Annotated in this window: 16 protein-coding genes, 12 tRNA genes, 3 rRNA genes and 1 pseudogene; 30 read left to right on the top strand and 2 right to left on the bottom strand. The window is 48.1% G+C overall.

Going from position 1 to position 20,276, the window contains the following annotated elements; all coding sequences use genetic code 11:
* Positions 1 to 13: 13 nt before the first annotated feature.
* The 3 genes and pseudogenes from BV455_RS07520 (at position 14) to BV455_RS07510 (ending at position 2,416) form a co-directional block, all read left to right on the top strand.
* Positions 14 to 709, top strand: a complete 696-nt coding sequence (locus BV455_RS07520) for an alpha/beta hydrolase (RefSeq protein WP_218688026.1) — start codon at positions 14 to 16, stop codon at positions 707 to 709.
* A 131-nt stretch (positions 710 to 840) separates the two neighbouring features.
* Positions 841 to 2,142 (top strand): annotated as a pseudogene (locus BV455_RS07515) (DEAD/DEAH box helicase); the annotation flags it as partial.
* A gap of 25 nt (positions 2,143 to 2,167) precedes the next feature.
* On the top strand, positions 2,168 to 2,416 hold the full coding sequence (locus BV455_RS07510; RefSeq protein WP_042409264.1) for a hypothetical protein: 249 nt from the start codon (positions 2,168 to 2,170) through the stop codon (positions 2,414 to 2,416).
* Positions 2,417 to 2,482: 66 nt separating this feature from the next.
* On the opposite strand, the gene BV455_RS07505 is transcribed toward BV455_RS07510, so the two are convergent.
* The gene (locus tag BV455_RS07505; protein WP_081161017.1) at positions 2,483 to 3,100 is read right to left on the bottom strand and encodes a rhomboid family intramembrane serine protease; all 618 of its coding nucleotides are present in this window, start codon (positions 3,098 to 3,100) and stop codon (positions 2,483 to 2,485) included.
* Positions 3,101 to 3,233: 133 nt separating this feature from the next.
* Between BV455_RS07505 and acpS the strand changes: the two genes are divergently transcribed.
* The 6 genes from acpS to BV455_RS07475 all read left to right on the top strand — a co-directional run bounded on the left by acpS (position 3,234) and on the right by BV455_RS07475 (position 9,444).
* Positions 3,234 to 3,593, top strand: a complete 360-nt coding sequence (gene acpS / locus BV455_RS07500; protein ID WP_218687909.1) for a holo-ACP synthase — start codon at positions 3,234 to 3,236, stop codon at positions 3,591 to 3,593.
* 82 nt (positions 3,594 to 3,675) lie between these two features.
* A complete protein-coding gene (locus BV455_RS07495; RefSeq protein WP_042409268.1) occupies positions 3,676 to 4,689 on the top strand; it encodes a LolA family protein in 1,014 nt (337 codons plus the stop codon).
* Between the two features lie 192 nt (positions 4,690 to 4,881).
* Positions 4,882 to 6,048: an alanine racemase gene (gene alr, locus BV455_RS07490; RefSeq protein ID WP_026078517.1), complete on the top strand. Its 1,167-nt coding sequence runs from the start codon at positions 4,882 to 4,884 to the stop codon at positions 6,046 to 6,048.
* Positions 6,049 to 6,161: 113 nt separating this feature from the next.
* The gene (locus BV455_RS07485; RefSeq protein ID WP_017435868.1) at positions 6,162 to 6,443 is read left to right on the top strand and encodes a CopG family ribbon-helix-helix protein; all 282 of its coding nucleotides are present in this window, start codon (positions 6,162 to 6,164) and stop codon (positions 6,441 to 6,443) included.
* 4 nt (positions 6,444 to 6,447) lie between these two features.
* Positions 6,448 to 6,798, top strand: coding sequence for a type II toxin-antitoxin system endoribonuclease NdoA (ndoA, locus tag BV455_RS07480; RefSeq protein ID WP_003253417.1), 351 nt, complete (start codon positions 6,448 to 6,450; stop codon positions 6,796 to 6,798).
* A gap of 459 nt (positions 6,799 to 7,257) precedes the next feature.
* Entirely contained in the window at positions 7,258 to 9,444 is a 2,187-nt protein-coding gene (locus tag BV455_RS07475; protein ID WP_081161036.1) for a Tex family protein, read from the top strand.
* Here BV455_RS07475 and cmpA read toward each other — a convergent pair.
* The gene (gene cmpA, locus BV455_RS07470; protein WP_017435866.1) at positions 9,439 to 9,552 is read right to left on the bottom strand and encodes a cortex morphogenetic protein CmpA; all 114 of its coding nucleotides are present in this window, start codon (positions 9,550 to 9,552) and stop codon (positions 9,439 to 9,441) included. The genes BV455_RS07475 and cmpA overlap by 6 nt on opposite strands.
* A gap of 89 nt (positions 9,553 to 9,641) precedes the next feature.
* Here cmpA and BV455_RS07465 point away from each other — a divergent pair, with 89 nt between their 5' ends.
* The 21 genes from BV455_RS07465 to tsaD all read left to right on the top strand — a co-directional run bounded on the left by BV455_RS07465 (position 9,642) and on the right by tsaD (position 20,050).
* Entirely contained in the window at positions 9,642 to 10,112 is a 471-nt protein-coding gene (locus BV455_RS07465) for a SprT family protein (protein ID WP_017435865.1), read from the top strand.
* 331 nt (positions 10,113 to 10,443) lie between these two features.
* Positions 10,444 to 10,515 (top strand) — tRNA-Asn (locus BV455_RS07460).
* Positions 10,516 to 10,520: 5 nt separating this feature from the next.
* Positions 10,521 to 10,613, top strand: a tRNA-Ser gene (locus BV455_RS07455).
* 16 nt (positions 10,614 to 10,629) lie between these two features.
* Positions 10,630 to 10,701, top strand: a tRNA-Glu gene (locus BV455_RS07450).
* Between the two features lie 45 nt (positions 10,702 to 10,746).
* Positions 10,747 to 10,822, top strand: a tRNA-Asp gene (locus tag BV455_RS07445).
* Positions 10,823 to 10,835: 13 nt separating this feature from the next.
* Positions 10,836 to 10,910: transfer RNA gene (locus BV455_RS07440), tRNA-Gln, on the top strand.
* A 1-nt stretch (position 10,911) separates the two neighbouring features.
* Positions 10,912 to 10,987: transfer RNA gene (locus BV455_RS07435), tRNA-Lys, on the top strand.
* 4 nt (positions 10,988 to 10,991) lie between these two features.
* Positions 10,992 to 11,076, top strand: a tRNA-Leu gene (locus BV455_RS07430).
* Between the two features lie 9 nt (positions 11,077 to 11,085).
* Positions 11,086 to 11,168, top strand: a tRNA-Leu gene (locus BV455_RS07425).
* 65 nt (positions 11,169 to 11,233) lie between these two features.
* Positions 11,234 to 11,310, top strand: a tRNA-Arg gene (locus BV455_RS07420).
* A gap of 3 nt (positions 11,311 to 11,313) precedes the next feature.
* Positions 11,314 to 11,387: transfer RNA gene (locus tag BV455_RS07415), tRNA-Pro, on the top strand.
* 18 nt (positions 11,388 to 11,405) lie between these two features.
* A tRNA-Gly gene (locus BV455_RS07410) sits at positions 11,406 to 11,479 on the top strand.
* A gap of 267 nt (positions 11,480 to 11,746) precedes the next feature.
* Positions 11,747 to 13,302 (top strand): 16S ribosomal RNA (locus BV455_RS07405).
* Positions 13,303 to 13,687: 385 nt separating this feature from the next.
* Positions 13,688 to 16,618, top strand: a 23S ribosomal RNA gene (locus BV455_RS07400).
* Positions 16,619 to 16,680: 62 nt separating this feature from the next.
* The gene (locus BV455_RS20665; protein WP_280638367.1) at positions 16,681 to 16,809 is read left to right on the top strand and encodes a hypothetical protein; all 129 of its coding nucleotides are present in this window, start codon (positions 16,681 to 16,683) and stop codon (positions 16,807 to 16,809) included.
* Between the two features lie 43 nt (positions 16,810 to 16,852).
* A 5S ribosomal RNA gene (gene rrf / locus BV455_RS07395) occupies positions 16,853 to 16,969 on the top strand.
* The 16S, 23S and 5S rRNA genes sit together here with 12 tRNA genes alongside, the layout of an rRNA operon.
* 156 nt (positions 16,970 to 17,125) lie before the next feature.
* A tRNA-Met gene (locus BV455_RS07390) sits at positions 17,126 to 17,199 on the top strand.
* A gap of 233 nt (positions 17,200 to 17,432) precedes the next feature.
* Entirely contained in the window at positions 17,433 to 17,891 is a 459-nt protein-coding gene (gene tsaE / locus BV455_RS07385; protein WP_017434452.1) for a tRNA (adenosine(37)-N6)-threonylcarbamoyltransferase complex ATPase subunit type 1 TsaE, read from the top strand.
* Positions 17,888 to 18,628: a tRNA (adenosine(37)-N6)-threonylcarbamoyltransferase complex dimerization subunit type 1 TsaB gene (tsaB, locus tag BV455_RS07380; protein ID WP_017434451.1), complete on the top strand. Its 741-nt coding sequence runs from the start codon at positions 17,888 to 17,890 to the stop codon at positions 18,626 to 18,628. The genes tsaE and tsaB overlap by 4 nt, the downstream gene beginning before the upstream one ends.
* Entirely contained in the window at positions 18,588 to 19,040 is a 453-nt protein-coding gene (rimI, locus tag BV455_RS07375; RefSeq protein WP_017434450.1) for a ribosomal protein S18-alanine N-acetyltransferase, read from the top strand. The genes tsaB and rimI overlap by 41 nt, the downstream gene beginning before the upstream one ends.
* Positions 19,037 to 20,050: a tRNA (adenosine(37)-N6)-threonylcarbamoyltransferase complex transferase subunit TsaD gene (gene tsaD, locus BV455_RS07370; RefSeq protein WP_017434449.1), complete on the top strand. Its 1,014-nt coding sequence runs from the start codon at positions 19,037 to 19,039 to the stop codon at positions 20,048 to 20,050. The genes rimI and tsaD overlap by 4 nt, the downstream gene beginning before the upstream one ends.
* The last annotated feature ends 226 nt before the right edge of the window (positions 20,051 to 20,276 follow it).

The following is a 20,276-nucleotide window of genomic DNA, read 5'->3' as shown; positions in this document are numbered from 1 at the left end:
AACGGTGATAATCATGATCGGCTGTCTATGTATACATGGATTTACGGGAAGCCCTGATGAAGTTGCCCCACTGGCAGAGTATTTGCGAAAGCGGACGGATTGGATGATCAAAACCCCCACTCTTCCCGGCCACGGAGAAGAGCTGCAGCTGAAAGGAATTACGTATGATCAATGGTTTCAAGCGGCGGAACGGGAGCTGCAAGCGTTAATGAACGAGTGTGAAACGGTATATGTCATCGGCTTTTCGATGGGCGGAGTGATCGCCGTCTATTTAGCAGAAAAATACCACATTGATAAGTTAGTGCTGTTAAGCGCGGCATTTTATTATGTCAATCCGCGTCAATTGTGGGAAGACATTCGTGATATGTTTCGCAATGGATGGCGTCGCATCGGTGAACATCCGCTGTTTATCCGCTATAAAAATAAGATGCGATCCACGCCAATTGCTGCGGTATTAGAGTTTCGCAAACTAGTGAATGAAGTACGGCCGCGTCTTCCCTACGTTCATGTCCCGGTGTTGATTGTGCAGGGAGAAAAAGACGGGATTGTTCCGCTAAAAAGCGCCCATTATTTATATCAAAGAATTGGTTCATCCAAAAAGAAACTATTATTCTTGCCCGAGTCTTATCATCACGTCTGCCATAGCGCAGACCGGCATGTATTATTTGCCGAAGTCGAAAAGTTTTTACGGGAAAGTGGTAATGATTGAAAACAACAGATGAAAATGGTATGATAACTGTCAAACATTTTTATTTGATTTTATATCGATCAGTAAGGATGATTAAAGGAGTTTGAATAACATTGACGACATTTCAGGAGTTAGGATTAAGCAATGAATTAATGAAGGCAATCAGCCGCATGGGGTTTGAAGAAACAACCCCGATTCAAGCAAAGACGATTCCGCTAAGCTTGCAAAATAAAGATGTGATTGGACAAGCGCAAACCGGTACCGGGAAAACGGCGGCGTTTGGCATTCCGCTTATTGAAAAAGTAAATGTGCAAAGCGAAGCGGTGCAAGGGCTAGTGGTGGCGCCGACGCGCGAGCTGGCGATTCAAGTATCGGAAGAGCTATATAAAATTGGTGCCGTCAAGCGCGTGCGCGTATTACCGATTTATGGCGGTCAGGATATTGAGCGGCAAATTCGCGCGTTGAAAAAACATCCACACATTATTGTCGGGACACCGGGGCGCATTATCGACCATATCAACCGCAAGACGCTGCGGCTAGAGCAGGTGCATACAGTGGTGCTCGATGAAGCGGATGAAATGCTGAATATGGGATTTATTGACGATATTGAGGCGATTTTAAGCAATGTTCCGAAACAGCGGCAAACGTTATTGTTTTCAGCGACCATGCCGGAACCGATCCGCCGCATTGCCGAGCGGTTTATGAATGATCCGCAGCTCGTAAAAGTAAAAGCAAAAGAAATGACCGTTCCGAATATTCAACAATATTACCTCGAAGTGCAAGAAAAAAAGAAATTCGATATTTTGACGCGTTTATTGGATATTCAGGCCCCCGAGCTGGCGATTGTGTTCGGGCGGACAAAGCGGCGTGTCGATGAATTGGCAGAAGCGCTAAATTTGCGCGGCTATGCGGCGGAAGGGATTCACGGCGATTTAAGCCAGGCGAAACGTCTCTCTGTGTTGCGCAAATTTAAAGAAGGTGCGATCGAGATTTTGGTCGCCACGGATGTAGCGGCGCGCGGGCTGGATATTTCCGGCGTGACGCATGTGTACAATTTTGATATCCCTCAAGATCCGGAAAGCTACGTTCACCGCATTGGCCGCACCGGCCGCGCAGGGAAAACAGGCGTCGCGATGACGTTTGTGACACCAAGGGAAATCGGACAGCTTCATAACATTGAACGGACGACAAAGCGGAAAATGGAGCGTATGAAACCGCCAACATTGGACGAAGCGCTGGAAGGGCAGCAGCGTATCGCGGTGGAAAAATTGGTGAATGTGGTAGAAAGCGAAAACTTGTCTTTCTATAAACGAGCTGCTGAAGAGCTATTAGAGGAACATGATTCGGTTTCGCTGGTAGCCGCATGTATTAAAATGTTGACAAAAGAACCGGATACGACGCCGGTGCGGTTAACGGAAGAGCCGCCGCTTCCGGTTAAACGGGAGAAAAAGCGGGGAAACCGCGCGGAAGGCCCATTCCGTGAGCGTGCCAAAAAACGGCGCGTTGCCCGTTAAAAACGGTGCAACAGGCGCCGTTTTTTGCTATGGTAAAATGTATATGCGCGAACAACAGCCGGGCAGCAAACAGAATGAATATATCCATTGGGGAAAAGAAATTTTTATGGCGATCGTCCTGCTTGGCTATGTCGCCATGAGCGTTCATTTGCAGCAGTGTTCCCTGTCGCAAACGATGACGTTTGCGCCCTTTTTTAGAAATCGAATGGGTTGACGGCGTCATTTTCATCCGCTAATTCATCAGATCCCGCTTTCATTGTCGAAAAAGCGGCGATGATGGTTAGCGATGAAGAAGAAAAGGCCGATGCGGACGCAGGCGAGACGAGATAAAAGGAGCAATAATCCCTCCTGTTAAAAAACCAAATAGGTGGGCGACCATATTCAGATCAGGAGTGGTAAATGCGATAAATAAACTAATACAGATAACGGCGAGAAGAAGGCGGGCATGCTGATGGTCGATTATATCGCGGCGGAATACGATTAAATAGCCATACATGCCGAACAGGCCAAAAATAGCGCCAGACGCTCCAACGTGACTGTACATAGCCGGCAGAAGGAAAAAGGAGGCGATGTTGGCGCCGACTCCGCTCCCTATATAAAGAAGCAAAAACTTGCTTTTCCCTAACATTTGCTCTAATGCAGGGCCGAATAAAAGAAGAGAAATGGAATTGATCATCATATGTTCAAACCGCACATGAAAAACAAGAGGGCTTACAAGCCGCCAATACTCCCCTTCGCGTATGGCGGCATTAAATCCAATCATTCGTTCCCATAATGGTTCCGCACTCGAAAGACGCAAAAAAAACATAAACCATATGACTACATGAAGGATCATAAGGATAGAAACAACGGGATAAAGGCGAAAAAAAACACGGGCGTTTTCCCTGCGCACAAACATGTCATTCTCTCCTTCATCTTTGTTTATCAAAAAATGGCTAGGAAAGCTTCCGCTTTGGCGGGCAAAACGAATAAGTGAAAGATGAATCGGCTTATTAAAATGGTATGTAAGAAGTAGAAAGGATAGAAGGACAATGATTATCGGAGTTGGCATTGATATTGTGGAATTAGAGCGGGTTAGACAGTTGATGAAAAAAAATGAAAAATTGATTGACCGCATTTTAACGAGGGACGAAAAAAATGTGTTTGCACAATTATCGCCAAAACGCAAAGTGGAATTTTTAGCGGGGCGGTTTGCGGCGAAAGAAGCGTACGCAAAAGCCGTCGGCACAGGAATTGGAAAACATCTGTCATTCCACGATATTCAAATTATGAACGACCTGCATGGAAAGCCAATCGTCGTTTCAGATGCGAATGACTGCCGCATCCATCTTTCCATTTCTCATAGCCGTGATTATGCAATCGCTCAAGTAATTATTGAGCGCTTGTCATAGCTAGTCTGCATATTCCCCGAAGTTGTCTCATATATTGTAATGCGAAAAGGGAAATCGATATGAGGCAAAGGGGTTGAAATGAATGAGGAGAAAGGTGCTCAGTGTATTGGTTGGCATCATATTGCTTATTGCTTTAGCTGGCTGTGGGTCAAAATCACAGGAAGATGTCATCAAAGCGCTCGATGAAAAAATGGATGAGATCACAAGCTACCAGGCAGAAGCAAAAATGACGTTTCAAACAGGTTCAAAACCGCAAGTATATAACGTCGAAATCTGGTATAAACATCCTGCCTATTACCGTGTCAGCTTAAAAAATGCGGACAAAGAGCAAAGTCAGATGATTTTGCGCAATGATGAAGGGGTCTTTGTGTTTACGCCGGCGCTTAATAAAAGCTTCCGGTTCCAAAGTGATTGGCCGAAAAACAGCAGTCAGGCCTATTTGTATGAGTCATTGGTCAAAGACATTTTGAGCGATTCGAAGGCGAAGTTTAAAGCGACAAAAAATCATTACGTATTTGAAACGAAAACAAACTATCCAAACAGCAATGTCGTGCCGACGCAAGAAATTACGTTAAACAAAAAGGATTTATCACCGGTATCGGTCAAAGTGATGGATACCGACCGAAAAGCTTTGTTAACCGTGCAATTCTCCAAGGTCGAATTTAATAAAAAGTTTGATGATGATGCATTTGACACATCGAAAAATATGACGGGAGCGCGTTTAGAAGTGCCGACGATGGCAGAAGCGAAAGACAAAGCGATGGAAGTCATGTATCCGGTGCAGCTGCCGGAAGGAGTAAAGCAAATCGATGAGAAGGAAGTTGCCAGTGAAAACGGAAAACGAGTGATTATGACGTTCGGCGGCGAAAAAACATTTACATTAGTTCAGGAAAAAGCAAAAGTTTTACCGGCAACAAGCACACCGATGCTGGTCAATGGCGAGCCGGTCGATTTAGGTTTTGCGATTGGTACGCTGACGGACAAAACATTGACATGGTCGTATAAAGGTGTCGACTTTACGATTGCTTCCGATGATTTAACACCGGAGGAAATGGTCATGGTAGCCCGCTCCGTGCAAGGAAAGGCGATTAAATAATTGATTTGCTAGGCAACAGGCTCGCGGCTTGCCGAGCCTGTTTTTTTTAGGAAAAGGCAGACTCTTAAGACAATGATATATTCCTTCCTTGTTTAGAAAGTGGTAAACTAAAAAAGGATAGCGCAAATTAGAGCGTTTACATTCAAAAAATAACTCTGAGATCTGCTAGACAAGGAAGGACAGCGAGAAATGATGAATTCATTTTACCGTGATACGTGGGCTGAAATTGATTTAGACGCGATTTATTACAATGTTTCTCAACTTAAGAAGCTTTTGCCGGATGAAACTTGCATTATGGCAGTGGTAAAGGCGAATGCATACGGCCACGGCGATGCGCAAGTGGCGAAGACAGCGCTGGAGGCCGGCGCTTCCTATTTGGCCGTAGCTTTTTTAGATGAAGCGCTTGCATTGCGAGAAAAAGGAATCACTGCTCCGATTCTCGTATTAGGCGCTTCTCGTCCTAGCGATGTCCATCTTGCCGCCAAGCACCAAATCTCACTTACGGTGTTTCAACCGGACTGGGTCGAGCAAGCGGCCGATTTATACAAGGGAACGGAACGAGTGCGGTTCCATTTAAAAATGGATACGGGAATGGGACGGTTAGGAGTCAGAGAGGAAGCGGAGACAAAACGCATTGTTGAATTAATCGACGGCCATCCGTATTTTTCGCTGGAAGGCGTTTATACTCATTTCGCCACAGCCGATGAAATCAATACCGATTATTTTTCCTTTCAGTATCGTCGTTTTCTGCAAATGTTAGAGTGGCTTCCGTATAAACCACCGATGATCCATTGCGGGAACAGCGCGACGGCTTTGCGGTTTCCGGATAAAGTATTTAATATGGTGCGCTTTGGCATTTCAATGTATGGATTGTCGCCTTCGCCAGCTATAAAGCCATACTTGCCATACGAGCTAAAAGAAGCTTTCTCCTTGCATAGCCGCCTTGTTCACGTTAAAAAGCTACAACCAGGAGAAAAAGTGAGCTACGGTGCAACCTATACGGCGGAGACGGAACAATGGATAGGCACTGTGCCAATCGGCTATGCAGACGGCTGGTTGCGCAAACTGCAAAATTTCCATGTGCTGGTGAACGGAAAAAAAGCGCCGATTGTCGGGAGAATCTGCATGGATCAACTCATGATCCGTCTGCCTGAACCAATGCCGGTCGGAACGAAAGTGACTTTAATTGGGCGGCAGGGCGACGAATATATTTCCGTTGATGACGTGGCCCAATATCTTGGAACGATTAACTATGAGGTTCCTTGTACAGTAAGTTATCGCGTTCCCCGTATTTTTTTCAGAAATAAGAGTATAATGGAAGTGAGAAATGTTGTTTTGAATGGCAATGATTATGTATAAACTTTTCAGAAGATAATACGCAGAAAACGCAGAAATGACTTTGCAGCGCCTTTATTTAGTGGTATGATGAAATGGAAGCAATGAATGGCTGCAGTTCGTGGAGGTGTATATTTGTGTCGGAGTCTAGCGCAACAACGGAAATCGTCGTTCGTTTGCCTCAATCATTAGTAACAGAATTAGATGTGCTGGTGAAACAAGAAAACGGCAATCGGAATGAACTGATTTACCAAGCGACGAAAATGTATATTCGTGAGCGGAAGAAACGGCAAATCCGCGAAGCGATGAGACGAGGCTACATGGAAATGGCAAAAATCAATTTATCGATCGCTTCAGAAGCGTTTCTTGCAGAATATGAAGCCGACCACACCGTTGAACGTTTAGTTAGCGGGGGGTAATGCTTTGATTGTTAAACGTGGCGACGTTTATTTTGCGGACCTTTCCCCGGTAGTTGGCTCAGAGCAGGGCGGTGTCCGCCCCGTATTGGTCATCCAAAATGACATTGGCAATCGCTTTAGCCCAACGGTGATCGTAGCGGCGATTACAGCGCAAATTCAAAAAGCGAAGCTGCCAACGCACGTTGAAATTGATGCAAAACGCTACGGGTTTGAGCGGGATTCCGTCATTTTGCTAGAACAAATTCGGACAATTGATAAACAGCGGCTCACGGATAAAATCACCCATTTAGATGATGAAATGATGGATAAAGTGGATGAAGCGCTGCAGATCAGTTTAGGACTTATCGATTTTTAACATAAACCGGCAAGAGTTTTCCCACTTCGAAAACATACGAAGCCTAGTTTGAAGTGGGCATCTTGAATCCGGTGCACAGGGTGGGAAACATCGCCCCAAGTGTTTGCTCATGAAAGTCTTGTGGAACAAGAGTCAGTGTCCATGCGAAGCACGGAAGAAGCTCTTTGGTACACAAGAACCTGCCGACTTTAGTCGTGCGAAGATTCCGTTTGCAGTGCTTTGTCCTATCATTCTCCTGTTTCGATTTCGAAAAAGGGCTTATTCTGTGTTTGCAGCGTACTGAGCCATCTATCGCCTCTGCAATGTATAAACAAAGTGGTAGATAGTTTGTTTTGCTGTGCATAAAAAAGGACAGGTCGCGGGGAGAAACGATCTGTCCAACTATTTATAGTATGGTTGATCGGAAATAGCTGCATCTTTGTAGCTATTTTTATTTTCGCCATTGGAGGGATAATCGATTTGTTCAATAGAGAAGCGTTGATCGGCTTGATCGCCAATGAGTTGCAGTTGTCTGCCAATCAAGTGAGCAATGTCATTACCCTTTCCGAGGAGGGGAACACAGTACCGTTTATCGCCCGCTATCGCAAAGAGATGACAGGCGCGCTAGATGAAGTGCAGATTCGTGATATTTTAGAGAAATGGAGCTACTTGCAAAGCCTAGAACAACGTAAAGAAGAAGTTCTTCGTCTTATCGATGAGCAAGGGAAATTGACGGATGAGTTGAAAAACGCGATTATGAGCGCCACGAAACTGCAGCAAGTCGAAGATTTGTATCGCCCTTATCGGCAAAAAAGACGCACGAAAGCTACGGTCGCCAAAGAAAAAGGGCTCGAACCGCTTGCTGAATGGCTATGGACATGTCCAGCGGAACCGAGACCGGAAGAAAAAGCACAGGAATTTATCAACCCGGAAAAAGAAGTGTTTACGGTGGAAGAAGCGCTCCAAGGAGCAAAAGATATCATTGCTGAAAAAGTGTCTGATGATGCGCAATTCCGCCAATGGATTCGCCAGCAAACGTGGAAAAAGGGAGTCATTGTATCAACGGCCAAAGCGCCGGAAAAGGATGAGAAGAAAGTATATGAAATGTATTACGAATACGAAGAGCCTGTACATAAGATTGTGCCGCACCGTGTGTTAGCGTTAAACCGCGGCGAAAAGGAAGAGGTGCTGCGTGTCACCATAAAGGCACCAGTAGAAGAGATTATGGTGTATTTACAAAAAAACGTGATCACAAATCCGCAATCTCCTGCCGCTCCGCTTTTATCTGAAGCAATAGAAGATGGCTATAAACGGCTTATCGAGCCGGCCATTGAACGCGACATCCGCAATGGGCTAACGGAAAAAGCGGAAGAGCGGGCGATTCACATTTTTTCTGAAAACTTGCGGAAGCTTTTGCTGCAGCCGCCATTGAAAGGAAAAATCGTGCTTGGCATTGACCCGGCCTACCGAACGGGATGTAAGCTTGCTGTTGTTGATGAAACAGGCAAACTATTGAAAATTGATGTCATCTATCCACATCCACCGCAGCAACGGGTAGACGAAGCAAGGGAAAAGTTAATTCGTCTAATCGCAGAATATCATGTAGAAATGATTGCGATTGGGAATGGAACAGCATCACGGGAAACGGAACAGTTCGTCGCCGATACGCTGAAGCAGGTGGATAGGGAAATCTTTTACTTAATTGTCAATGAAGCGGGTGCCAGCGTATATTCTGCCTCTGATCTCGCACGCCAGGAATTCCCAGATTTGCAAGTTGAAGAGCGGAGCGCCGTTTCGATCGCCCGGCGCGTACAAGACCCATTGGCAGAATTGGTAAAAATCGATCCAAAGTCCGTCGGTGTCGGCCAATATCAGCATGATGTTTCGCAAAAGAAATTAGCCGAATCGCTGCGCTTTGTCGTAGAAACGGTCGTGAACCAAGTCGGTGTCAATGTCAATACCGCATCTGTTTCCTTATTGCAATATGTATCGGGGCTTACAAAGACGGTGTCGGAAAATATTGTAAAGCGACGGGAAGAACAAGGAAAATTTAGAAGCCGCGAAGAATTAAAATCGATACCGCGGCTCGGTGCGAAAACATATGAGCAATGTATTGGCTTTTTGCGTATTATTGACGGAGATGAACCGCTCGACCGGACGCCGATCCATCCAGAGCGATACGAAGAAGTGAAAAAGCTATTGCAAAATTTAGGCTTTTCCACAGCGCATATCGGAAGCAAAGAACTTCGCGAGGCGCTGCAATCGCTGAATATTTCCGATACGGCCGCGAAGCTTGGTATCGGCGAATTAACGTTACAAGATATTATCGACGCCTTAATCCGCCCGGAACGCGATCCCCGTGATGAACTGCCAAAGCCGTTATTGCGCAAGGACGTTTTAAAAATGGAAGATTTAAAAGCGGGGATGGAACTAGAAGGCACCGTACGGAATGTCGTTGACTTCGGCGCGTTTGTCGATATCGGCGTCAAGCAGGACGGGCTTGTGCATATTTCTAAATTAAGCAAGCAATACGTACGACATCCGCTTGATGTTGTATCGGTCGGCGATGTCGTAAAAGTTTGGGTGGATCATGTAGATGTGAATAAAGAAAGAATCTCTTTATCAATGATTGCGCCAGCGGAGCTAGAGAAAACACTGCCTTCATGAGCAGTGTTTTCTCTGATAAAAAAACCAGCATTGGTTTAACAGTTTGATTTGATAACGATTTTTTTCATAGTAGGCTCGTCTCATTTGATTTTTTAGCCAAGTTGGCATCGTGTCCAACCTCCTATAATGAAAAGGTTAGTATATAATGTATGTACTGCCAGTCTGTCCTGTGCCAGAAAAGTGAGGAGTAAAGAGCAATGGAACAAAGTGATTTACAAAAACTTGTCGAAAGGGTATCTTTGCAATTTTTTCAAAAACCGTTCAAACATATGGCGACGTTCAACCCACGGCTGCGAACAACAGGAGGACGTTACATCGTACAAACCCATAACATTGAGATAAATAAAAAGTATTACGAATCATTTGGCGAAGAAGAACTGATCGCCATTATTAAACATGAATTGTGCCATTACCATCTTCATTTAGAGGGGAAAGGTTACCGTCATCGCGATAAAGATTTCCGCGATTTATTGCGGCAAGTTCAGGCCCCGCGTTATTGCCGCCCGCTTCCGCAACAAACACGAAAAAAAGCAAAAAAGATACACGTGTACGTTTGTTCCTGGTGCGGTTTGACTTATGAAAGAAAAAAACGGGTCAATACGAATCGGTATGTTTGCGGGAAATGTGGGGGAAGGCTAACATCAGATGATAGCGGTGAAGCAAAGTAAAATTTTTCAAATTGGTTGATAACGAGAAGCAAAAAAATGATAAAAAGTTATTGACATGGATTATTTATTATGCTAAATTATAAAAGCCGTCGCCAAACGACGGGTTGCAAAAAACATATTGACAACGCTAAGTTACCTAAATATAATAAAGAATGTCGGTTGCACACAACAGATCATTTAAAAATTAATTATTCCGCAATAGCTCAGCGACGAGGAATACATCAATGAATCCACTCCGAGTTGCCTCGACGCATCTAGCTTCTTGGAGACGGCTAGCAGAGGAAGAGGCAGCAAGCATACCGAAAAGCTGTCTGTTGTTAGGATTCATTATTCCGCAATAGCTCAGCGGTAGAGCAACCGGCTGTTAACCGGTAGGTCGTAGGTTCGAATCCTACTTGCGGAGCCTTTGGAGAAGTACCCAAGTGGCTGAAGGGGACGGTTTGCTAAACCGTTAGGTCGTGTCTTTACGGCGCGCGGGTTCAAATCCCGCCTTCTCCGCCACTTTGATATATATCGTGGCCCGTTGGTCAAGTGGTTAAGACACCGCCCTTTCACGGCGGTAACACGGGTTCGAATCCCGTACGGGTCACTTTTATAAGATGTGTTGGGGTTGTGAAACCCCAACCTTCATGATGGTCCCGTAGTGTAGTGGTTAACACGCCTGCCTGTCACGCAGGAGATCGCGGGTTCGAGTCCCGTCGGGACCGCCATTACATGAATCATTGGGCCATAGCCAAGCGGTAAGGCAACGGACTTTGACTCCGTGATGCGCTGGTTCGAATCCAGCTGGCCCAGCCATGAGCCATTAGCTCAGTAGGTAGAGCATCTGACTTTTAATCAGAGGGTCGGAGGTTCGAGTCCTCCATGGCTCACCACCTTGCGGGTGTGGCGGAATTGGCAGACGCACCAGACTTAGGATCTGGCGCCTCACGGCGTGGGGGTTCAAGTCCCTCCACCCGCACCAGTTGAATATGCGGTCGTGGCGGAATGGCAGACGCGCTAGGTTGAGGGCCTAGTGGGGGCAACCCCGTGGAGGTTCAAGTCCTCTCGACCGCATAACAAAAAACATTTGCATTTAACAATTTATTGTGTTATAGTAAAATTTGTTGTCTTAATATCGCGCGCTCGTAGCTCAATTGGATAGAGCATCTGACTACGGATCAGAAGGTTAGGGGTTCGAATCCTCTCGAGCGCGCCATAGCGGGAAGTAGCTCAGCTTGGTAGAGCACATGGTTTGGGACCATGGGGTCGCAGGTTCGAATCCTGTCTTCCCGACTTGTTTAATAAAAATATGCGGGTGTAGTTTAGTGGTAAAACCTCAGCCTTCCAAGCTGATGTCGTGGGTTCGATTCCCATCACCCGCTCCATTATAATAAACTAAATTAATACTTGACTTCATTAATCTGAAAATGTTCCTTGAAAACTGAACAAAACGAAGCGTCCACATAGAAAAGCGAAGGCGAGCGTTTAACGCCGGAAGGAAAATGTTCTTCCGACGAGACATGCTTGCATGTCGACGGAGGAAGGTTATTTTCCGCAAGGCGTTGCGAGCCGGAGCTGGACAATGCGAAAAGCTGAAGCGCCGCAACGCCTTACGGTGTCGGTGCTGAAGCTGAAAACAAGCCAATCAACTTTCTATGGAGAGTTTGATCCTGGCTCAGGACGAACGCTGGCGGCGTGCCTAATACATGCAAGTCGAGCGGACCGAGCAGGAGCTTGCTCTTGTTCGGTTAGCGGCGGACGGGTGAGTAACACGTGGGTAACCTACCCGTAAGACCGGGATAACTCCGGGAAACCGGAGCTAATACCGGATAACACCAAAGACCGCATGGTCTTTGGTTGAAAGGCGGCTTCGGCTGTCACTTACGGATGGGCCCGCGGCGCATTAGCTAGTTGGTGAGGTAACGGCTCACCAAGGCGACGATGCGTAGCCGGCCTGAGAGGGTGACCGGCCACACTGGGACTGAGACACGGCCCAGACTCCTACGGGAGGCAGCAGTAGGGAATCTTCCGCAATGGACGAAAGTCTGACGGAGCGACGCCGCGTGAGCGAAGAAGGTCTTCGGATCGTAAAGCTCTGTTGTTAGGGAAGAAGAAGTACCGTTCGAATAGGGCGGTACGGTGACGGTACCTAACGAGAAAGCCCCGGCTAACTACGTGCCAGCAGCCGCGGTAATACGTAGGGGGCGAGCGTTGTCCGGAATTATTGGGCGTAAAGCGCGCGCAGGCGGTCCCTTAAGTCTGATGTGAAAGCCCACGGCTCAACCGTGGAGGGCCATTGGAAACTGGGGGACTTGAGTGCAGAAGAGGAGAGCGGAATTCCACGTGTAGCGGTGAAATGCGTAGAGATGTGGAGGAACACCAGTGGCGAAGGCGGCTCTCTGGTCTGTAACTGACGCTGAGGCGCGAAAGCGTGGGGAGCAAACAGGATTAGATACCCTGGTAGTCCACGCCGTAAACGATGAGTGCTAAGTGTTAGAGGGGTCAAACCCTTTAGTGCTGTAGCTAACGCGTTAAGCACTCCGCCTGGGGAGTACGGCCGCAAGGCTGAAACTCAAAGGAATTGACGGGGGCCCGCACAAGCGGTGGAGCATGTGGTTTAATTCGAAGCAACGCGAAGAACCTTACCAGGTCTTGACATCCCCTGACAACCCTGGAGACAGGGCGTTCCCCCTTCGGGGGACAGGGTGACAGGTGGTGCATGGTTGTCGTCAGCTCGTGTCGTGAGATGTTGGGTTAAGTCCCGCAACGAGCGCAACCCTCGCCCCTAGTTGCCAGCATTCAGTTGGGCACTCTAGGGGGACTGCCGGTGACAAACCGGAGGAAGGTGGGGATGACGTCAAATCATCATGCCCCTTATGACCTGGGCTACACACGTGCTACAATGGGCGGTACAAAGGGCTGCGAACCCGCGAGGGGGAGCCAATCCCAAAAAGCCGCTCTCAGTTCGGATTGCAGGCTGCAACTCGCCTGCATGAAGCCGGAATCGCTAGTAATCGCGGATCAGCATGCCGCGGTGAATACGTTCCCGGGCCTTGTACACACCGCCCGTCACACCACGAGAGCTTGCAACACCCGAAGTCGGTGAGGTAACCCGCAAGGGAGCCAGCCGCCGAAGGTGGGGCAAGTGATTGGGGTGAAGTCGTAACAAGGTAGCCGTACCGGAAGGTGCGGCTGGATCACCTCCTTTCTAAGGATGACACGAAAAGCGGAAGCGCCGCGATTAGCTCTCGAAGCCAAATGTTCTTCACCCGCAGAAGTGCTTGCACTTCGAGGGGGAAGGTTATTTGGCAGAAGAGAGCTAGGCGCTGGAGCTAGACATCATTAAATGAAAGGTGGACGCTTCGGGTTTGTTCAGTTTTGAGGGAACATACATTTTAGTGTTCCTTCTCTATTCGTTGGTTTTGTGTCTGCGTCTACAAGCAGGTTCGAGGAAGCTCAATTTCTCGACACAAGGCTGCAAGGAAGCAGGCTCAGTAGTCGCCTTGCGCCTGCGTCTATGAGCAGATGCAGGAAACAAGTTGGTTCCTTGAAAACTAGATAACCGAAAGGAAGAAGCCGAGAAGCGCAATGTTGGTTAAGTTAGAAAGGGCGCACGGTGGATGCCTTGGCACTAGGAGCCGATGAAGGACGGGGCAAACGCCGAAACGCTTCGGGGAGCTGTAAGCAAGCGTTGATCCGGAGATGTCCGAATGGGGGAACCCACTGCCCGTAATGGGGCAGTATCCATACCTGAATCCATAGGGTATGGAGGGCACACCCGGGGAACTGAAACATCTTAGTACCCGGAGGAGAAGAAAGCAAACGCGATTCCCTGAGTAGCGGCGAGCGAAACGGGAACAGCCCAAACCAAGAGGCTTGCCTCTTGGGGTTGTAGGACCACTCACATGGGAGTGACAAAGGAACGGGGTAGACGAAGCGGTCTGGAAAGGCCCGCCAGAGAAGGTGACAGCCCTGTAGTCGAAACTTCGTTCCCTCCCGAGTGGCTCCTGAGTACGGCGGGACACGGGGAATCCCGTCGGAAGCAGGGAGGACCATCTCCCAAGGCTAAATACTCCCTAGTGACCGATAGTGAACCAGTACCGTGAGGGAAAGGTGAAAAGCACCCCGGAAGGGGAGTGAAAGAGAACCTGAAACCGTGTGCCTACAAGTAGTCAGAGCCCGTTGATGGGTGATGGCGTGCCTTTTGTAGAATGAACCGGCGAGTTACGATGGCGTGCGAGGTTAAGTCGAAAAGACGGAGCCGCAGCGAAAGCGAGTCTGAATAGGGCGTATAGTACGTCGTCGTAGACCCGAAACCAGGTGATCTACCCATGTCCAGGGTGAAGGTAGGGTAACACCTACTGGAGGCCCGAACCCACGCACGTTGAAAAGTGCGGGGATGAGGTGTGGGTAGGGGTGAAATGCCAATCGAACCTGGAGATAGCTGGTTCTCCCCGAAATAGCTTTAGGGCTAGCCTCAAGGGAAGAGTCTTGGAGGTAGAGCACTGATTGAGCTAGGGGCCCTCATCGGGTTACCGAACTCAGTCAAACTCCGAATGCCAACGACTTATCCTTGGGAGTCAGACTACGAGTGATAAGATCCGTGGTCGAGAGGGAAACAGCCCAGATCACCAGCTAAGGTCCCAAAGTGCACGTTAAGTGGAAAAGGATGTGGAGTTGCCCAGACAACCAGGATGTTGGCTTAGAAGCAGCCATCATTTAAAGAGTGCGTAATAGCTCACTGGTCGAGTGACTCTGCGCCGAAAATGTACCGGGGCTAAACGTGCCACCGAAGCTGTGGGATGACCGCTGGTCATCGGTAGGGGAGCGTTCTAAGTGCGTCGAAGCGAGACCGGAAGGACTCGTGGAGCGCTTAGAAGTGAGAATGCCGGTGTGAGTAGCGAAAACAGAGGTGAGAATCCTCTGCACCGAAAGCCTAAGGGTTCCTGAGGAAGGTTCGTCCGCTCAGGGTTAGTCGGGACCTAAGCCGAGGCCGAAAGGCGTAGGTGATGGGCAACAGGTAGAGATTCCTGTACCACCTCCTCACCGTTCGAGCGATGGGGGGACGCAGGAAGGTAGGGCGAGCAGGCTGCTGGAATAGCCTGTCCAAGCGGTTAGGCTGCCGGATAGGCAAATCCGTCTGGCATAAAGGCTGAGCCGTGATGGCGAAGGGACCATCGGTCCCGAAGTCCCCGATCCTACACTGCCAAGAAAAGCCTCTAGCGAGGTGAGAGGTGCCCGTACCGCAAACCGACACAGGTAGGCGAGGAGAGAATCCTAAGGTGCGCGGGAGAACTCTCGTTAAGGAACTCGGCAAAATGACCCCGTAACTTCGGGAGAAGGGGTGCTCTCTTGGGTGATGAGCCCGAGGGAGCCGCAGTGAAAAGGCCCAAGCGACTGTTTATCAAAAACACAGGTCTCTGCGAAGCCGAAAGGCGAAGTATAGGGGCTGACACCTGCCCGGTGCTGGAAGGTTAAGGGGAGCGCTTAGCGAAAGCGAAGGTGCGAACCGAAGCCCCAGTAAACGGCGGCCGTAACTATAACGGTCCTAAGGTAGCGAAATTCCTTGTCGGGTAAGTTCCGACCCGCACGAAAGGTGTAACGACTTGGGCACTGTCTCAACGAGAGACCCGGTGAAATCATACTACCTGTGAAGATGCAGGTTACCCGCGACAGGACGGAAAGACCCCGTGGAGCTTTACTGCAGCCTGATATGGAATTTTGGTATCGCTTGTACAGGATAGGTGGGAGCCTGGGAAGCCGGAGCGCCAGCTTCGGTGGAGGCGCCGGTGGGATACCACCCTGGCGGTATTGAAATTCTAACCCGCACCCCTTATCGGGGTGGGAGACAGTGTCAGGTGGGCAGTTTGACTGGGGCGGTCGCCTCCCAAAAGGTAACGGAGGCGCCCAAAGGTTCCCTCAGAATGGTTGGAAATCATTCGGAGAGTGCAAAGGCACAAGGGAGCTTGACTGCGAGACGGACAGGTCGAGCAGGGACGAAAGTCGGGCTTAGTGATCCGGTGGTTCCGTATGGAAGGGCCATCGCTCAACGGATAAAAGCTACCCCGGGGATAACAGGCTGATCTCCCCCAAGAGTCCACATCGACGGGGAGGTTTGGCACCTCGATGTCGGCTCATCGCATCCTGGGGCTGTAGTCGGTCCCAAGGGTTGGGCTGTTCGCCCATTAAAGCGGTACGCGAGCTGGGTTCAGAACGTCGTGAGACAGTTCGGTCCCTATCCGTCGCGGGCGCAGGAAATTTGAGAGGAGCTGTCCTTAGTACGAGAGGACCGGGATGGACGCACCGCTGGTGTACCAGTTGTCCCGCCAGGGGCACCGCTGGGTAGCTATGTGCGGAAGGGATAAGCGCTGAAAGCATCTAAGCGTGAAGCCCCCCTCAAGATGAGATTTCCCATCGCGTCAAGCGAGTAAGATCCCTCGAAGATGACGAGGTCGATAGGTCCGAGGTGGAAGCGTGGCGACACGTGGAGCTGACGGATACTAATCGATCGAGGACTTAACCAATCAGAAAAGCGGAGGACGCCCGCCTATCGGCGATACGCGCTGGAGGGCCCGTGAGGAGGCTGTTGCCGCCGCAACGGGACCGAAGCGTCGCGAGCCGATGGCGTCCGAAGCTAGACAGCGCGAAAAGCGGAGGCGCTTGGCTTCTTCCAAGCAGACGGTTATCTAGTTTTGAAGGAATGAAAACCTCTTGACAATGAGTATAGTTCCATTATAATAAAACTTGTCCATTACTTGCCTAGTGACTATAGCGGAGAGGAAACACCCGTTCCCATCCCGAACACGGAAGTTAAGCTCTCCAGCGCCGATGGTAGTTGGGGCCAGCGCCCCTGCAAGAGTAGGTCGTCGCTAGGCAGTTTCTATTATACCAGGGAGTGAAACACGCCTAAATTCCCTTTACTTTTTTTCAATGAGTTGCCTCGACGCATTTGACATCTTTGAATTAGCTAGTTGAGGAAGAGGCAACGAATTTCATGAAATCTTTCTAAATTAAATGATTCTTTTTATCGTCGCGGGGTGGAGCAGTCCGGTAGCTCGTCGGGCTCATAACCCGAAGGTCGCAGGTTCAAATCCTGCCCCCGCAATCCGTTTGCCTTAGGAAATATAAGATTTCCTAAGGTTTTTTTATTTTTATGTGCATACAATGTCTGCTTCCCCTTTTCCCTAACCGCAAACTGGTGTGGAAACATCCTTCTTTTGATAATAAGGCAGCCGCTATCTTTCCTTTATATCATGAACAGTGGTAACACATGGCGGAAATATGGTAAAATTTCAACAGCGAAGATTATCATGATAAAATGTGTTAAGGTGACAATCAATGAAACGTTATGAGCTGATAATGCATTCCCCGGAAGAAACGATGAGCCTTGCTCGCAAATTGGGAGAAAAATTAGAAGCAGGATCTGTTGTTACGCTAGAAGGAGATTTAGGGGCAGGAAAGACGACTTTTACAAAAGGATTGGCAAAAGGACTGGGAATTGAAAAAACGATTAATAGTCCTACCTTTACGATCGTAAAAGAATATCAAGGGCGCCTTCCTCTTTATCATATGGATGTGTACCGTCTAGAGGATGAGATGGAGGACCTTGGCTTTGATGAATACTTTGAAGGAGATGGAGTCACTGTTATTGAATGGGCACACCTTATCAAGACGCAATTACCAAAAGAAAGATTAAACATTTATTTGTTTCATCATGGAGATCATCAGCGTAAATTAGTAATGGAACCAATGGGAGAATGGTATGAACAGTTATGTAAGGAGATTTTGGAAGCATGAAAATATTGGCGATTGATACATCCAATGTCGTAATGGGAATTGCGTTAGTGGAGGATGACGTCGTAAAAGGAGAAATAACAACCAACATCAAGAAAGACCATTCTACGCGTGTTATGCCTGCGGTCCAATCATTGATGAAACATTGTGGCGTTACTCCACAGGAGCTTGATTTAATCGCTGTCGCAAGAGGACCAGGTTCATATACAGGGGTACGCATCGGTGTGACGATTGCGAAAACGCTAGCATGGTCCTTAAACATTCCAATCGTCGGGGTATCTAGTTTAGAGGTGCTGGCGGCTAATGGCCGGTATTTTTCGGGTGCCATTTCTCCGTTCTTTGATGCTCGAAGAGGGCAAATTTACACCGGATTATACCGTTACAATGGGACAGAACTCGAATGTATAAAACATGATCGAATTGTGCTGGCGGAAGAATGGGCTAGCGAGCTAAAAGCAAGAAAAGAAGCGGTGCTGTTTATCGGGACAGATGTTGCTCTATATAAAAATATTTTTCAGCGGCACTTGGGCGAATACTCCCATTTTGCTCCCGCTGCATTACAATTGCCGCGGCCAAGCGAACTAGCGTTCCTTGGAAAGAAAAAAGAGCGGGAAGATGCACATGCATTCGTACCGAATTACATTCGTTTGGCCGAAGCAGAAGCCAAATGGCTTGCCAAACAAGAAGGGGAAAATAAACATGGGGATGGATATTCAATTTCGATCCATGACGTTAAATGATATTGATGCTGTGTTGCAAGTAGAGCGTGCCTCGTTTACTACTCCTTGGAGCAGGGAAGCGTTTTATAATGAACTTGTTCACAATCGCTATGCCAAATATATTGTCATGGTGCATCGCGGCCGCGTTATCGGTTATGGCGGGATGTGGGTAGTGATCGATGAGGCGCATATTACGAATGTAGCGGTATTGCCGGAATTTCGCGGCAAAAAATTAGGAGAAGCGCTCATGCGCAAATTGATGGAAACGGCCAAACAGCTAGGGGCTGTAACGATGACGTTGGAAGTTCGTGTTTCTAATCATGTCGCCCAATCGTTATATCGAAAATTAGGATTTCGCAATGGTGGCATTCGTAGACAGTATTATCCAGATAATTTAGAAGATGCGCTAGTAATGTGGGTGAATTTATCATGAATCATGACATATATGTGCTTGGAATTGAAACGAGCTGCGATGAAACAGCAGCGGCAGTAGTGAAAAACGGCAAAGAAATTTTATCCAATATCGTCGCCTCGCAAATGGAAAGTCATAAACGATTCGGCGGCGTCGTGCCGGAAATCGCATCGCGCCATCATGTCGAGCAGATTACGTTTGTGATTGAAGAAGCGATGAATAAGGCGGGCGTTTCTTTTTCACAGTTAAGCGCGATTGCGGTAACACAAGGCCCAGGATTAGTCGGTGCGCTGTTAATCGGGGTCAACGCGGCAAAAGCGTTATCGTTTGCCTATAATATTCCTCTAGTCGGCGTTCATCATATCGCAGGACATATTTACGCCAACCGTCTTGTTGCTGAGATGAAATTTCCGTTGTTGTCTCTTGTTGTTTCTGGTGGACATACGGAACTCGTCTATATGGAGAAACATGGAAAGTTTCAAGTGATTGGCGAAACGCGGGATGACGCGGCAGGAGAAGCATATGATAAAGTGGCGAGAGCGTTAAACCTTCCTTATCCAGGCGGGCCGCATATTGACCGTCTTGCCCAGGAAGGAAAGGCAACAATCGATTTGCCACGGGCCTGGCTCGAAGAAGGATCGTATGATTTCAGCTTCAGCGGTTTGAAATCGGCCGTATTAAATACGCTGCATAACGCCAAACAGCGCGGTGAAGAAATAGATCCAAAAGATATGGCAGCCAGCTTTCAGGCCAGCGTCATCGATGTGCTGGTGACCAAAACGATCCAGGCGGCAAAAGAATATCATGTTCGTCAAGTGTTGCTTGCAGGCGGGGTCGCCGCTAATCGAGGATTAAGGACAGAATTACAAAAGCAAATGGCGAAATTAGACAACGTTGAGCTGGTGATACCGCCGTTATCATTATGCACTGATAATGCGGCAATGATCGCGGCGGCCGGAACCGTATTGTATATGCAAGGAAAACGGGCGGATATGGCATTAAATGCAAACCCAGGCCTGGAGTTAGAATAAGGGGAATGATACGGGCTTTTTTTCAGGATTTATTCTTGGAAGAAGTCCGTTTTTTTATTAAAAAAATAAAGGTTGTGCATATATTTATCCACAAGTTGTGGATATTGTGGAAAAATAAAAAAATCTCTATGATATCAGGGAAGAAATAATCACAGTTTTTTTTGCATAACCCCTCTATTTTTTGTGGATAATGTGGAAAAACCGGTGAATAACTTGAATAACGGGA

It is taken from the genome of Parageobacillus caldoxylosilyticus (assembly GCF_019272935.1).
Lineage (GTDB): Bacteria > Bacillota > Bacilli > Bacillales > Anoxybacillaceae > Saccharococcus > Saccharococcus caldoxylosilyticus.
The sequence above is the reverse complement of the archived record's forward strand: the minus strand, read 5'-3'. Positions and strand labels throughout refer to the sequence as shown.

Excerpts from the sequence above, each read along its gene's own strand:
- tsaD (WP_017434449.1), top strand. The coding sequence starts at position 19,037 with ATGAATCATGACATATATGTGCTTGGAATTGAAACGAGCTGCGATGAA.
- BV455_RS07505 (WP_081161017.1), bottom strand. The coding sequence starts at position 3,100 with ATGTTTGTGCGCAGGGAAAACGCCCGTGTTTTTTTTCGCCTTTATCCC.
- BV455_RS07465 (WP_017435865.1), top strand. The coding sequence starts at position 9,642 with ATGGAACAAAGTGATTTACAAAAACTTGTCGAAAGGGTATCTTTGCAA.
- BV455_RS07520 (WP_218688026.1), top strand. The coding sequence starts at position 14 with ATGATCGGCTGTCTATGTATACATGGATTTACGGGAAGCCCTGATGAA.
- tsaE (WP_017434452.1), top strand. The coding sequence starts at position 17,433 with ATGAAACGTTATGAGCTGATAATGCATTCCCCGGAAGAAACGATGAGC.
- acpS (WP_218687909.1), top strand. The coding sequence starts at position 3,234 with ATGATTATCGGAGTTGGCATTGATATTGTGGAATTAGAGCGGGTTAGA.
- tsaB (WP_017434451.1), top strand. The coding sequence starts at position 17,888 with ATGAAAATATTGGCGATTGATACATCCAATGTCGTAATGGGAATTGCG.
- alr (WP_026078517.1), top strand. The coding sequence starts at position 4,882 with ATGAATTCATTTTACCGTGATACGTGGGCTGAAATTGATTTAGACGCG.
- cmpA (WP_017435866.1), bottom strand. The coding sequence starts at position 9,552 with ATGCCAACTTGGCTAAAAAATCAAATGAGACGAGCCTACTATGAAAAA.
- rimI (WP_017434450.1), top strand. The coding sequence starts at position 18,588 with ATGGGGATGGATATTCAATTTCGATCCATGACGTTAAATGATATTGAT.
- BV455_RS07495 (WP_042409268.1), top strand. The coding sequence starts at position 3,676 with ATGAGGAGAAAGGTGCTCAGTGTATTGGTTGGCATCATATTGCTTATT.